Source organism: Providencia hangzhouensis, from assembly GCF_029193595.2.
In the GTDB taxonomy this organism is placed as follows: Bacteria; Pseudomonadota; Gammaproteobacteria; order Enterobacterales; family Enterobacteriaceae; genus Providencia; species Providencia hangzhouensis.
In genome coordinates this window covers 3,212,879-3,226,227 of record NZ_CP135052.1, presented here as the reverse complement: position 1 = coordinate 3,226,227, position 13,349 = coordinate 3,212,879, and the positions used below count along the sequence as shown (strand labels likewise).

Sequence of the window (13,349 nt, the reverse complement as noted above, 5' to 3'; positions counted from 1 at the left end):
AATTACATCTCCAAAAAGTTTTGAATCAAACGTGAACCTGCTGCGCCAGAACGTTCTGGATGAAATTGGACACCATAGAAGTTATCGCAATTCACGGCACTGCTAAACGGATTGCCATATTGAGTTTGCGCGATGGTATTGCTGGAAATAGGCATCGAATAACTGTGTACAAAATAGAAATAGGCATTATCAGGGATATCCCTAAACAAGGGGTTTCCTGCTAAGGCTTTGACTTGGTTCCAACCGCTATGTGGAACTGGAAGCCCATTGGCATCCATTTTTTGTACAGGGCTATCAATTAACCCCAGTAGTGGCACTGTAGATTGGCCTTCTTCACTAAAAGAGCCGAGTAGCTGCATGCCTAAACAGATACCTAACACCGGTTGGGTAAGTGCTTTGATTAACGGAACTAATTCACGTTCAGTGAGCTTTTCCATGGCTGCGCTAGCAGTACCAACCCCCGGCAAAAAGACTTTGTCAGCTTGTAAAATAGTATTGGTATCACGGCTCACCACAGGGTTATAGCCTAGGCGTTTCACCGCATAGGCTACGGAGGCTAAATTTGCACAGCCGGTATCAAGGATGACAACGTTCATTACAGAACCCCTTTCGAGCTAGGTAACGTATCCCCTTCAACACGAATTGCTTGGCGCAATGTGCGGCCGAAAACTTTAAACAAACTTTCGGCTTTGTGGTGATCGTTTTTCCCTTTGGTTTTCAGGTGTAATGTGCAACCCATGGCATAGGAAAGTGAGCTAAAGAAGTGCTCAATCATTTCTGTGCTTAAGTCACCGACGCGTTGGTATTTAAACTCGGCCTTGTATTCAAGGTGCGGGCGACCTGAAATATCCAGTGCACAGCGCGCTTGGCATTCATCCATTGGCAGAACGAAACCAAAACGTGCGATACCGCGTTTATCACCCAGTGCCACTTTCAATGCTTCACCTAGTGCAAGACCGGTGTCTTCAACCGTGTGGTGGTCATCGATAAATAAATCGCCATTCACTTCAATGTTTAACCGGAAACCGCCGTGAGTCGCGATTTGGTCTAACATGTGGTCAAAGAAGCCTACGCCAGTACTAATTTTGCTGCCGCCTTCTTGGTCCAGCCACACTTCAACTTGGATATTGGTTTCTTTTGTTACACGCTTCACCAGTGCATGGCGGTTGCGTTTGGTTAATTGCTGGGTGATGGCCTCCCAGTCAAGTTCTGTTGGGTTATAACGTAACCCTTTGATACCCATATTTTTAGCTAATTGAATATCTGTTTCACGGTCACCAATCACATAGCTGTTTTCGCTGTCTAATACGTTGCTGTCTAAATAGCGCTCAACTAACTGCAATTTAGGTTTACGGCAAGTGCAGTTATCTTCGGGCTTATGTGGGCAAATTAACACTTCATCAAATTTAACGCCTTGGGACTCCAATACCTGCATCATTAAATTATGAGGCGGTTCGAAATCTGCTGTTGGAAAGCTATCGGTGCCTAAGCCGTCTTGATTGGTTATCATCACTAAACGGTAATTGGCTTTTTGCAGAGCAAGTAAGCTAGGAATAACTGCTTTTTCAAAGGCGAGTTTACTTAAACTATCAACTTGAAAGTCAGTTGGCGGCTCGGTAATTAATGTTCCATCACGGTCGATAAATAAAATTTTCTGGCTCATGAATCATTCCTAATTAGCAAAGTGCTGCAATAGCTTCAATAACACGGGTATTTTCTATTTCTGTCCCAATAGTAATACGCAGGCAATTAATGAGACCGGGTTGTTTACTTTGGTCACGTAAAATAATGCCTTGGTCCCACAGGGCTTTAAAGACTTTATTTCCATCGGTGAAACGCACCAAAATATAGTTAGTTTCACTTGGATAAACATGTTCAACCACTGATAAGTCGCGTAGCGCTTCACGAAGTGCAATACGGTTTTCGGTTACCGTTTCTACACGGCTTTTCATCGTCTCAATACCTTGAGGCTCAAGGGCTTGAGCTGCAATCATCGCAACAGGGGTTGATAAAGGATAAGGGGCGATAACCTTTAATAGCACTTCAATCACTTCAGGGGACGCTAAAGTAAAACCACAACGTAAACCTGCTAATGCAAAGGCTTTGGATAAGGTTCTTAAAATTACCAAGTTTGGGTATTGTGCTAACCAGCTTGCCACACTGTATTGTGGGCAGAACTCAATATAGGCTTCATCGACAACGACTAATGCACGGCCCGCAGCCATATCTAGCACTTCGCGTAAATCTTTATTGTCGATGATATTGCCTGTTGGGTTATTCGGGCTGCAAATATAAATCAGTTTGGTATTGGATAGATTTTCACGGATCGCGTTAACGTTTAATGCCCAGTCTGGCAACGCCATGATTTTCTTTTGTTCAACACCAAAGGTTTCTGCACTGACGCTGTACATGCCATAGGTTGGCGGGCAAAACATCACCGCATCTTTCCCCGGCTCACAAAATGCGCGGATTAACAACTCGATGGACTCATCGGCCCCACGGCAAACTAGCACTTGTTCTGGTTTAACTTTGGCATAAGCTGCATAGTTATTGATCACCGCAACTGGTTGGCATTCAGGATAACGGTTAAGGTTGCGTTCACTGAATTGGTAATCAGGTGCAATTGGGTATTCATTGGCATTGAGCCAAACGTCGCCATTTCCCCCTAAACGTCGTGCAGACATATAAGGCGTCATGGTTTTAACATTTTCACGTGCAAGACTGGCGGCATTAAATGGTTGGCTCATGACTTACTCCTGATTTTGTTTTTTTAGTTCGTTAACGCGTAAGGTAACGGCATTTTTGTGAGCGGTGAGTTGCTCTGCTTGGGCTAAGGTTTCGATGGTGTCGGCTAAGCCTAATAAACCTTGCTTCGACAGTTTTTGAACTGTCATTCGCTTCATAAAATCGGCGAGGCCAAGGCTTGAATAGGTTGCGGTATACCCGTAAGTGGGTAATACGTGATTTGTGCCTGAAGCGTAGTCTCCTGCAGATTCGGGTGACCAGTCTCCGACAAACACGGAACCTGCGCTAGTGATAGAATCGACTAGGTCATCGGCATTGCGTGTTTGTAAAATCAAGTGCTCAGGTCCATAGCGATTGCTAATTTCAACGCATTGTTCGATCGAATCAGCAATAATGACACGGCTGGCGCTCAATGCTTTTCGAGCAATTTCTGCACGTGAAAGTTGCGCTAATTGTTTTTCTGTTTCTTCGATCACGCGTTGGGCAAAGTTTTCATCATCAGTTAATAAAATAACTTGTGAATCAGGGCCATGCTCTGCTTGAGATAGCAAATCAGATGCGGTAAATGCTGGGTTTGCACCGTTATCAGCAATGACTAACACTTCGGAAGGCCCCGCAGGCATGTCAATAGCGGCTCCATCATGGCTTTGACTCACTTGGCGTTTTGCTTCAGTGACATAGGCATTACCGGGGCCAAAAATTTTATCAACTGCAGGAATACTTTGGGTACCAAATGCCATTGCAGCAATCGCTTGCGCACCGCCTACTTGGAAAATATCACTGATGCCACACAGTTTCGCTGCATACAAAATTTCATCGGCAATAGGTGGGGGCGAACACAAAATAATTTTGCGACAGCCTGCGATATTCGCAGGGGTTCCCAACATCATGACCGTTGATAACAGGGGAGCAGACCCCCCCGGAATATATAAACCGACCGCATCTATTGGGCGTGTGACTTGCTGGCACACGACGCCTGCCTGTGTTTCTACTGTAATTGGAGTGGGTTTTTGGGCTTCGTGAAAACGACGAATGTTACCAATGGCGGTTTTCATTGCTGTTTTTATTTCATCACCAAGACGAGCCTCTGCCGCGTCAACAGCATTTGCAGGTGCACGCACTGTTTCGATTTCAGTTTTATCGAAACGACGGCTCAGTGCTTGGAGGGCAGCATCGCCCTCGTTACGGACTTGGTCAATAATTTGGCTAACCGCAGTACTAATGCTACCAGAAGCCGCTATTGCGGGGCGCATCAATAAAGCGCTTTGTTGCTCTTGGTTACAAGCCGACCAGCGAACAGGTTGGTTAAATCCCATTTTCATGACGGCTTACTCCATCATTTTTTCAATTGGCAGGACAAGAATAGAGCTTGCCCCTAAAGCTTTGAGTTTTTCCATGGTTTCCCAGAACAGCGTTTCTGAGCTTACCATGTGCATCGCCACACGGCTTTGTTCGCCTGCTAACGGTAGAATTGTTGGGCGTTCAGCACCTGGCAGCAAGGCAATGATCTCTTCCAGTGTTTCACTTGGCGCGTGCAACATGATGTATTTGGATTCACGTGCTTGGATAACACCTTGGATACGGGTCATCATGCGGTCAATAAGCTGTTGTTTTTCCGGCGACATTTCGCCATCACGTTGAATTAAACAGGCTTTAGAGCGATAAATAACTTCCACTTCTTTTAGGCCGTTTGCTTCAAGTGTTGCACCTGTAGAGACGAGGTCACAGATAGCGTCGGAAAGGCCAGCACGCGGGGCAACTTCAACTGAACCATTTAACAGGCATGATTTAAATTGAATGCCTTTTTGGTCGAAATAGCGTTTTAACAAGTGAGGGTAGGAAGTTGCAACGCGTGAGCCATTTAAGCACTCAGCACCAGTATAGTTGAAATCTAATGGGGCAGCGAGAGATAAGCGGCACCCACCGAAATCAAGACGACGCAGGGTTTTATACTGCGGGTTTTCCCCTTGAGCACGGCGGTTTAATAACTCTTCTTCAAGAACGTTTTCACCGATGATCCCTAAGTCAACGACACCGTCCATGACCAGCCCCGGAATATCGTCATCGCGAACGCGGAGTAAATCAATAGGCATATTTTCTGCATAAGCAATCAAACGTTGTTGTTGTAAATTGATTTTGATGCCACAGCGAGAAAGCAATTCTCTTGATTCTTCACTCAGACGGCCTGATTTTTGTATTGCAATACGTAAACGTGATTTATCCAACATGACTTTACCCTTATCCCTTTTAAAATTTTTTGTTTAGTAACTCTTTGTTCAAGAATAAAAAAACCCTCGGAAGATTATCTTCCGAGGGTTCTCTCAATTCGCATTTCAGCCACCGGAAGATTCGTTGAACGTCTTCCAGCACACATCGCCCGAAAGACTAGTCAGGATGATGGTGGTGATGATGGTTGCGTGAAATACGATTCATAATGTCTTCCGTTCTGTTATTTAAGTGAATGACTAAACATTCATTGTGCTAACTAAATACTCATTGGTATTCAACCTATCCGATTTACCCCTATGAATGCAACCTTTTTTTAAAAAATAACCAATAATAATTAGTTGTTCACTTTTTATAGTGATAAATCCCTCAGAAATTGTATTCGGAAGTTTTATGGTTTTCAGCTACTCTGTGATTAATTTCAGTCAGTTGAACGATTGGGGAGTTTTCATATGAAAAAAGTCACTGTCATCGGGTTAGGGTGGGTTGGGTTACCGCTCGCCCAAGCCTTATTGTCTCAAGGCATTCATGTGGTTGGAACTAAAACGACACCAGATGGTATTGAAGCCGCTCAAGCGGTTGGAATTGAGTGTTATGCATTGAAATTAACCCCAGAACTTGAATGTGATGACGACGATTTAGCGCAGTTGATGGAACAAAGTGATGCTATCGTTATCTTGCTTCCGCCCTCTAAAATTAATACCGAATACTATGTGATGGCGATTGAAACACTGGTGAATAGCGCAATAGCCTTTCAGGTGCCTAAAGTTATTTTCACGTCATCTACTGCGGTTTATGGGGAACAAAATGGTGAAATGACCGAAAACAGCCCATTGGATGGGGTAACTGAATCAGCTAAAGCCTTGGTGGCGACAGAACAGTGGTTGCATCAGTTACCGAACATATCGGTGGATATTCTGCGATTAGCGGGATTAGTCGGTGAAAAACGCCATGCAGGGCGTTTTTTAGCGGGGAAAACCGGGGTGAAGGGGGCAAACCAACCTGTGAATATGGTGCATCAAGATGATGTGATTGCCGCCATTTTATTATTGCTCCAGCAACCGCAAGGGGGACATATTTATAACCTCTGTGCGCCAGTCCACCCAACACGAGCCGAATTTTATACTCATGCAGCACAATCTATCGGGTTAACCCCGCCTCAATTTATTGAAGAGAAGAATACGTTAGTGGGGAAAACCATTAACGGTAATAGAATTTGCCAAGAACTCGGGTTTGAATACCAGTACCCAAACCCAAGTTTGATGAATATGACCCTGTGATTATTTAATCGGGATCATGACAATTTTTTGGAACGCAGGGCGTGTGGTCAGTTGCTGGTACCAGCGTTCCAAATTGTTAAATTCGGGGCGCTGCGTGACAATTTCATGCCAAGGGTAAAATAGTGGTGCGATAGCAATGTCAGCGATACCAAATTTATCACCACTGAAATAGGCTTGGTTAGCTAATGCATTATCAGCAATGGTTAGTAATCGATTGATATTGCCATAAATAATTTTAGCTTGTTCTGGGTCTCTATCCGCTTCTGGGACACGAACAATTTTGTTCATCATCTGTTTAATGTGGTCGAATAAATTAGCACCACTCCAATCCATCCATTTATCTGCGGCAGCTCGTTCTTGTAGGTCTTGTGCGAGCAATAAGTGAGAATGATCAAACTTTTCCGTAAGGTAACGTAAAATCGCATTCGATTCCCACAGCGCAAAGTCATCATCCTGTAGAGTTGGAATTGTGCTGTTTGGATTCATTTTTATATATTCAGGTGTATCTAGCCCACCAAATGGGCCACCCACATCTTTTTGATTGTAAGCGATATTTAATTCTTCTAAGCACCAAAGTACTTTTTTGACATTGGAAGAGTTGACGCGTCCCCAAACAGTTAACATGGCAGTCTCCTAAATTGATTTTTTGGCATCGACCATGGTTAAGATAGATTAAATTTACTCAGAGGCAAATGTTTATTTGTTATCAGTGGCCTCAGTGAAATTAAAGTCTTATATTAGGTCTAGTTATCAAATTTTGTCACAGCGATGGGTTCTCGTTTAGTGATGTTGAGTCAATGACAGTAATTTAAATGTGTAGAATTAAGTGAAGGAATAACCGATGAGTAAGAAAATGTTGTCTTTAAAAACCCGCCGAGCTGGTATTGGGTTGAGTCTTTTGGTTGCCGTAAGTACCAGTGCTTATGCGGCGCAGACACCGGTTGCTCCTCAAGTCGATGCAAAAGCGTTTGTTTTGATGGATTATAATAGCGGTAAAATTTTAGCGTCTGGGAATCCAGATGAACGCTTAGATCCCGCAAGTTTAACAAAAATTATGACCAGCTATGTGATTGGGCAAGCGGTGAATGCGGGGAAAATTACCCCACAGGATATGGTTACGGTAGGTGAAGATGCATGGGCAACGGGAAACCCTGTTCTTAAAGGCTCTTCTTTGATGTTTTTAAAGCCAAAAGATCGTGTTTCCGTATTGGATTTAAATAAAGGGATTGTGATCCAGTCAGGGAATGATGCCAGTATTGCTCTTGCCGATTATGTTGCAGGTAGCCAAGACTCATTTGTGAGTTTAATGAATCAATACGTGCAAAAGATTGGTTTAAAGAATACCCATTTTAAAACCGTTCATGGCCTCGATTCAGAGGGGCAATATAGTACTGCACGGGATATGGCATTGTTAACCCAAGCAATGATCCGTGATGTTCCCGATGAATACGCACTGCACAAGGAAAAAGAGTTTACCTTTAATAAAATTCGTCAACCTAACCGTAACCGTCTGTTATGGAACCAAAATTTAAAAGTGGATGGCGTAAAAACTGGGCACACGAGTGGAGCAGGCCATAACCTAGTCGCCTCTGCAACAGAAGGCGATATGCGTTTGATTTCAGTTGTGTTGGGAGCGCCAAGTGACCGTGTGCGTTTTTCTGAAAGCGAAAAATTACTCACTTGGGGTTTCCGTTTCTTTGAAACTGTCACGCCAATTAAGGCAGATGCCACACTGAAAAAGCAGCGTGTCTGGTTTGGTGATACTTCAGAAGTTGATTTAGGGGTTGCCGATGATGTTTCAATTACGATTCCTAAAGGGCAATTGCAAAACTTGAAAGTGGATATTCAACTAACTAACGATTCACTTGAAGCGCCTCTTGCTAAAAACCAAGCGGTAGGAACGATTAACTTTATTCTGAATGATGAAATCGTCGAACAGCATCCTCTAGTTGCAAAAAGTGCCGTTGAGGAAGCGGGGTTCTTCGGTCGTATTTGGGATTACATCATGAAAACGATTAGCGGCTGGTGGAGTGCCATTTTCGGTTAATAATGATTAAATGAAAATGATGTGAACAAAAAAATGCCTGCATTAGCAGGCATTTTTATAGAGACGATAGATAAACAAATGCTATTCGCAGTGAGCCAATTTAATCGCTAATCCCCCTTGGGATGTTTCACGATACTTAGCGTTAATATCTTTACCAGTTTCATACATGGTTTCAATGACTTTATCGAGGCAAACACGTGGGTCACTGACACGGCGTAATGCCATGCGTGCGGCATTTACGGCTTTAACGGAAGCAATGGCGTTACGTTCAATACAAGGTACTTGAACTTGCCCTCCAACAGGGTCGCAGGTGAGACCTAAGTTATGCTCCATGGCAATTTCTGCTGCGATACACACTTGCTCAGGGCTACCGCCCATTAATTCGGCGAGCCCCGCAGCGGCCATCGAACAAGCAACACCCACTTCTCCTTGGCAGCCCACTTCGGCGCCGGAAATTGACGCATTCATTTTATATAATGCACCAATGACACCGGAAACTAGAAAATAACGGGTATAGGAATTTTCATTCACAGGGCGAATGAATTTGTCATAGTAAGCTAATACCGCAGGAATAATGCCACAGGCTCCATTCGTTGGTGCCGTTACAACACGACCACCCGCTGCATTTTCTTCGTTAACGGCAAGCGCATACATATTGATCCAATCAATGACGGCCATTGGGTCCATATTGGTGTTATCGGTTGTTACGAGTTGACGACGTAACGCTGCTGCTCGACGTGGCACACGTAATGGGCCTGGTAGTAAACCTTCGGTTGTCACTCCCCGTTCAATACCGGATTTCATGACATCCCATACGGACGAGAGATATTGCTGAATTTCTTCTTTACTGCGTAACGCTAATTCATTCTGCATCACGAGTGCGGAAAGTGATAACCCTGTGTCTTTACAATGTTTTTGCAGGTCGGCCGCATATTTAAATGGGTAAGGGACTTGAATTGCATTTTCGTCTGACTGGCCAAAATGTTCTTCATCGACAATAAAACCACCGCCGATAGAATAGTAATTTTTGCTGTAAATAACATCATCACCACTGAATGCCGTAATACTCATTCCATTTTCATGGAGGGGGAGATTGGTTGTATGAAAATTCATCCCCCCTTCAGTAGGGAAATCAACTTCATGTTGCCCTTGTGCAAGGGAGAGCCTTTCAGTTTGCTCAACATTACGCATAAAAGCAGGAATAGCGTCAATATCAATGGTATCCGGTAAGTTACCCGCAAGACCCATAATAATCGCCATATCCGTTGCATGGCCTTTACCCGTTAAAGAGAGCGAACCATATACATCAACTGCAATTCGTGTTGTGCGAGAGAGTAATTTTTGCTGGATAAGGTCGTCAACAAACTGTTTGCCCGCTTTCATTGGGCCGACGGTATGGGAACTTGAAGGGCCGATGCCAATTTTGAAGATATCAAATACACTAATCATATTCAGTGCTTCCTTTTGTAGAAAGTCATTGAAATTAGGTAGCTTCCGTTGTTGGTCGCTACCTAGTGGCTTCAATTAGAAGAATAACTTATATGTTGCCGCAGAGATAGCGACCAGACCCATAATTACGATAAATACATTACTGATTTTACCTGAGTATTTACGCATTGCTGGTACCTTGCTAATTGCATACATTGGCATCAAGAACAGTAAGATAGCGATAACTGGGCCACCGAGGCTTTCAATAATATCCAGCACACCTGGGTTCAATGTTGCCACTAACCAAGTTGTGACTAACATGAAGATTGCAGTACCGCGGTTTAACTTGCGAACATCAATTGTTTTACCTTTTGCACGGTAAGCACGCTCAACTAGACCATTGAAACCTTCACGAGCACCTAAATAGTGACCAAGGAAGGATTTAATAATTGCAATAAAGGCAATGATTGCAGCTGCATATTTAATGAATGGCTGGTCAAAATAGCCAGACAGGTAGTCAAGAATACTGATATTTTGTGCTTTAGCTTGTGCGAGATCCGCTGAAGATAAGGTAAAGACACAGCTGATCACGAAGAACATAACAGTCAGCACCATCAAAATGTGCGCGGATGCAAGGATCCGTGAGCATTTTTGTTCAGCTGCATCACCGTATTCTTCACGTTTTGCCACAGAGAAAGCAGAAATAATTGGCGAGTGGTTAAATGCGAATACCATCACTGGGATTGTTAGCCAAATGGTGACCCAGATACTTTGCCCACCTGTATTTTTTGTTGCTTCAGTGATTCCTTCCCAAGTTAATGTATTCAGTACATCACCAGACCAATGTGGGATCATATACAGTGAGAATGCAACCAGCACGGCGATAAATGGAAACACTAACATACTCATGACTTTTACGATGTATTTTTCACCGAATGCCACAATCGCCATCACTCCGCCTACAAGGATCAAGGCAAGTAACCAGCGTGGCGGTGCGCCAACGCCCAATAATTCGGTTAAGAATTTATTGACGTTATTGGTGATGGAAACACCATAAACAAGAAGAATAGGGTAAATAGCAAAGAAGTAGAGTAGGGTGATCCAGTTTCCTGCTGTGCGACCAAAATGTTCTTCTACAACTTCAGTGATATCACCATCAGGTTTTGAACCAGAAAGAACGAAGCGTGTTAACCCACGGTGAGCAAAAAATGTCATTGGGAAGGCTAATACCAGCATCAGTAAAACAGGTAATAAACCACTCATACCTGCATTGATTGGCAAAAACAATACCCCAGCACCGATAGCTGTACCATATAAACCCAGCATCCATACTGTGTCAGTTTTGCGCCAAGCACTACTATTTACTGTTTGCGAGGCCGTTTTGTCGATGGAACCAACTTTTGTTGCATCCATAATAGTCTCCGAAAATATAAGTCAAAAAAATCATTTAGCGTAACTGCAAATGCGTTACGACCTTTTAATCTTTTGGTACGAACAATTACTCAATAACAATTGTTTTCTTTTGCGTAACAATCTGATTGGAAATAAAACTAAAATTGACGGTAAATTGATTTTCAATCAGTTTTGTATTTTTATCATTAAATTTTAACATTGGATTTTGAGTGTGTGAATTTATAGTTTACCAGAATAAAATGCCGTGATCATTATCTCAAAAGAGAAATATCCCCCAAGATTGCGAGATATAATTATATTTTATAAAAATGTTAAATAAATTTGCGTTAAGTTTGTTTTTATTAGCAATTAAATAGTGGGTGAATAAGTTAAGCTTTACTTAAATGTGAGCAGAATTAAATTCTGTTAGAAAAATATTATTATATTAATGATTAAAATTGCGCTGATTAAAATATCATCCATATCAATATAAATATTGAGCTGTACTGTAACAATAGTACAAGTTAATTGTTAGAGTTGTGATATAAGTTATTGAAAATAAATAAAATATTTTTATTTTTTAGATTGATTTATTGCGTAACTAATTAGTTTAAAAATTGGAGGAAAGATAACTATATATTAATTATTTTACGTTTTTTTTGTGCTTATATTTGCCACTTTTTTTGCAACGAAAAAAATAATTAAAATAGGTAACAAGATATTTGTTAAGTAATTGTTTTAATAATTTTATTGATAACTTCAAAAAAGTTTTAATCATGAAAATGGAAATAAACAGAAACTTTGATTTAGCGCAATTTTTATAATGCTAAACATACTGGCATTAATTAATGCCAGTATTTGAATATACGTTGTTATGGTTGAAACCAACCTTTACGAATAAGAGAGGCAAAAATAAAACTATATAGCCGAGTGATAGGTAATTGAATTTTATACGCACCAACAGACCAGAGGAGCTGGGCCAAACCGCATGCGACAATCGCCAGTATAAAGGCACCTGCCATATCTAAAGGCCAATGAACACCGAGGTAAATACGTGACCAAGCAATAACGACAGCGGGGATCATCATCACGAGCCCAACCCAAGTTCTTAGCCAGAAAAGAAATGCAAAAGCGAATGTAAAGACAATCGTGCCATGGTTACTTGGGAATGAAGGCGTGGCTTCATGCTCGGAGAAATTAGTGCCAATTCCCATGACAAATGGGCGGTCATGCGGCGCGAAATAGCCCACTAGCCATGAAATGGTTAAGCCAATGACGATAGCAATGGCTGCTTTACAAGCAAAGGCACGTTGGCGAGTCATATTTGGCTGGGCGCCCCAAAACCAACAAGCAACAGTAAATAGTGGAAATAATAGAATTAAGCGTTTCGCAATCACGTTCGCTACAGCAATGGTTCCACTAGCGGTTTCTGGAGTCGCATTGATCAAATTGAATAGATCAAGGTTAAGTTGTTCCAGCACAGTTCAGTACCTCGGTCAGATGGTTAGTGAGACAGAATAGATATAAAAGGGGGAGATTAAAGTTTCTTAATGAGCAGGTAAAGTCCCTTTGTCTTATTATTGAAAGCTATATGCGACAAATTTACTTGCGGTTTAACATTTACTCAATAATTATTTAGTGCAGTAATGAGTTTAGATAAGTCAAGGGAGAAAAAGTGATGTGGTGGCAAAAAGAGATACAACTTAGCGCAAAAGCGAGAGGGTTTCATTTAGTGACAGAAGAAATTCTCAAGCAACTTCCTGAACTTAGCTTAATCAAGGTTGGTTTAGCGAATATTTTTATTCAACATACATCAGCATCTTTAACAATCAATGAAAATGCAGATTACACTGTCAGGGAAGATTTCGAGAGCTTTTTCAATCAGGCCGTTCCTGAAAATGAACCTTATTATAAGCATGATTATGAAGGAAGTGATGACATGCCTGCGCACTTAAAAAGCAGTTTATTGGGTGCAAGTTTGACTATTCCAATTACTAAAGGGTGTTTAAACATGGGGACGTGGCAGGGGATTTATTTATGTGAGCACCGAAATTATGGTGGAAAACGTAGATTAATCATTACATTGCAAGGCGAACCCAGCCGTTAGAAACAAAAAACCCGATAGCATGAAAACAAATAGTTGGCTATCGGGCTCCTCAATATGGGGACATCAAAGAAAAGCAGTGGCACTAATTAAGACCCCGTCTAAAAAAGAAAGTTCTCACCTAGAT

12 protein-coding genes and 1 other annotated feature are annotated in these 13,349 nt (G+C 42.1%); of the genes, 3 read left to right on the top strand and 9 right to left on the bottom strand.

Features of this window, described 5'->3' with window-relative positions; genetic code table 11:
* Positions 1-2: 2 nt before the first annotated feature.
* Genes hisH through hisG form a run of 5 tightly spaced genes read right to left on the bottom strand, consistent with a single transcriptional unit; the run spans position 3 to position 4,973 of the window.
* Positions 3-596, bottom strand: a complete 594-nt coding sequence (hisH, locus tag PZ638_RS14650; RefSeq protein WP_004256463.1) for an imidazole glycerol phosphate synthase subunit HisH — start codon at positions 594-596, stop codon at positions 3-5.
* The gene (gene hisB / locus PZ638_RS14645; protein ID WP_094960649.1) at positions 596-1,663 is read right to left on the bottom strand and encodes a bifunctional histidinol-phosphatase/imidazoleglycerol-phosphate dehydratase HisB; all 1,068 of its coding nucleotides are present in this window, start codon (positions 1,661-1,663) and stop codon (positions 596-598) included. Before hisB ends, hisH begins: the two co-directional genes overlap by 1 nt.
* Before the next feature lie 13 nt (positions 1,664-1,676).
* On the bottom strand, positions 1,677-2,747 hold the full coding sequence (gene hisC, locus PZ638_RS14640; protein ID WP_094960650.1) for a histidinol-phosphate transaminase: 1,071 nt from the start codon (positions 2,745-2,747) through the stop codon (positions 1,677-1,679).
* A 3-nt stretch (positions 2,748-2,750) separates the two neighbouring features.
* Complete coding sequence (gene hisD, locus PZ638_RS14635; protein WP_144141041.1) at positions 2,751-4,067, bottom strand: histidinol dehydrogenase; 1,317 nt, start codon at positions 4,065-4,067, stop codon at positions 2,751-2,753.
* A gap of 6 nt (positions 4,068-4,073) precedes the next feature.
* A complete protein-coding gene (gene hisG / locus PZ638_RS14630; protein ID WP_004256451.1) occupies positions 4,074-4,973 on the bottom strand; it encodes an ATP phosphoribosyltransferase in 900 nt (299 codons plus the stop codon).
* Between the two features lie 54 nt (positions 4,974-5,027).
* Positions 5,028-5,155 (bottom strand) — a sequence feature (His leader region).
* A 268-nt stretch (positions 5,156-5,423) separates the two neighbouring features.
* Here hisG and PZ638_RS14625 point away from each other — a divergent pair.
* Positions 5,424-6,251, top strand: a complete 828-nt coding sequence (locus tag PZ638_RS14625; RefSeq protein WP_004256449.1) for an SDR family oxidoreductase — start codon at positions 5,424-5,426, stop codon at positions 6,249-6,251.
* Here the strand turns inward: PZ638_RS14625 and PZ638_RS14620 are convergent, their stop codons facing one another.
* On the bottom strand, positions 6,252-6,875 hold the full coding sequence (locus tag PZ638_RS14620; protein WP_136134441.1) for a glutathione S-transferase family protein: 624 nt from the start codon (positions 6,873-6,875) through the stop codon (positions 6,252-6,254).
* A gap of 217 nt (positions 6,876-7,092) precedes the next feature.
* On the opposite strand from PZ638_RS14620, the gene PZ638_RS14615 reads away from it, so the two are divergent.
* A complete protein-coding gene (locus PZ638_RS14615) occupies positions 7,093-8,298 on the top strand; it encodes a serine hydrolase (RefSeq protein ID WP_094960653.1) in 1,206 nt (401 codons plus the stop codon).
* A gap of 81 nt (positions 8,299-8,379) precedes the next feature.
* Here PZ638_RS14615 and PZ638_RS14610 read toward each other — a convergent pair whose 3' ends face one another.
* The 3 genes from PZ638_RS14610 to ybjG form a co-directional block, all read right to left on the bottom strand.
* Positions 8,380-9,747: an L-serine ammonia-lyase gene (locus PZ638_RS14610; RefSeq protein ID WP_094960654.1), complete on the bottom strand. Its 1,368-nt coding sequence runs from the start codon at positions 9,745-9,747 to the stop codon at positions 8,380-8,382.
* A 75-nt stretch (positions 9,748-9,822) separates the two neighbouring features.
* Positions 9,823-11,139 carry a serine/threonine transporter gene (locus PZ638_RS14605; RefSeq protein WP_004256437.1) on the bottom strand — a complete coding sequence of 439 codons (1,317 nt, stop codon included), beginning with the start codon at positions 11,137-11,139 and terminating at the stop codon, positions 9,823-9,825.
* Positions 11,140-11,990: 851 nt separating this feature from the next.
* Positions 11,991-12,599: an undecaprenyl-diphosphate phosphatase gene (gene ybjG / locus PZ638_RS14600; protein WP_094960655.1), complete on the bottom strand. Its 609-nt coding sequence runs from the start codon at positions 12,597-12,599 to the stop codon at positions 11,991-11,993.
* Positions 12,600-12,796: 197 nt separating this feature from the next.
* Between ybjG and PZ638_RS14595 the strand changes: the two genes are divergently transcribed.
* Positions 12,797-13,225 carry a secondary thiamine-phosphate synthase enzyme YjbQ gene (locus PZ638_RS14595; RefSeq protein ID WP_094960656.1) on the top strand — a complete coding sequence of 143 codons (429 nt, stop codon included), beginning with the start codon at positions 12,797-12,799 and terminating at the stop codon, positions 13,223-13,225.
* Positions 13,226-13,349 lie beyond the last annotated feature (124 nt).

Excerpts from the sequence above, each read along its gene's own strand:
- hisG (WP_004256451.1), bottom strand. The coding sequence starts at position 4,973 with ATGTTGGATAAATCACGTTTACGTATTGCAATACAAAAATCAGGCCGT.
- PZ638_RS14615 (WP_094960653.1), top strand. The coding sequence starts at position 7,093 with ATGAGTAAGAAAATGTTGTCTTTAAAAACCCGCCGAGCTGGTATTGGG.
- PZ638_RS14620 (WP_136134441.1), bottom strand. The coding sequence starts at position 6,875 with ATGTTAACTGTTTGGGGACGCGTCAACTCTTCCAATGTCAAAAAAGTA.
- PZ638_RS14610 (WP_094960654.1), bottom strand. The coding sequence starts at position 9,747 with ATGATTAGTGTATTTGATATCTTCAAAATTGGCATCGGCCCTTCAAGT.
- PZ638_RS14625 (WP_004256449.1), top strand. The coding sequence starts at position 5,424 with ATGAAAAAAGTCACTGTCATCGGGTTAGGGTGGGTTGGGTTACCGCTC.
- PZ638_RS14595 (WP_094960656.1), top strand. The coding sequence starts at position 12,797 with ATGTGGTGGCAAAAAGAGATACAACTTAGCGCAAAAGCGAGAGGGTTT.
- hisC (WP_094960650.1), bottom strand. The coding sequence starts at position 2,747 with ATGAGCCAACCATTTAATGCCGCCAGTCTTGCACGTGAAAATGTTAAA.
- hisH (WP_004256463.1), bottom strand. The coding sequence starts at position 596 with ATGAACGTTGTCATCCTTGATACCGGCTGTGCAAATTTAGCCTCCGTA.
- hisB (WP_094960649.1), bottom strand. The coding sequence starts at position 1,663 with ATGAGCCAGAAAATTTTATTTATCGACCGTGATGGAACATTAATTACC.
- PZ638_RS14605 (WP_004256437.1), bottom strand. The coding sequence starts at position 11,139 with ATGGATGCAACAAAAGTTGGTTCCATCGACAAAACGGCCTCGCAAACA.
- hisD (WP_144141041.1), bottom strand. The coding sequence starts at position 4,067 with ATGAAAATGGGATTTAACCAACCTGTTCGCTGGTCGGCTTGTAACCAA.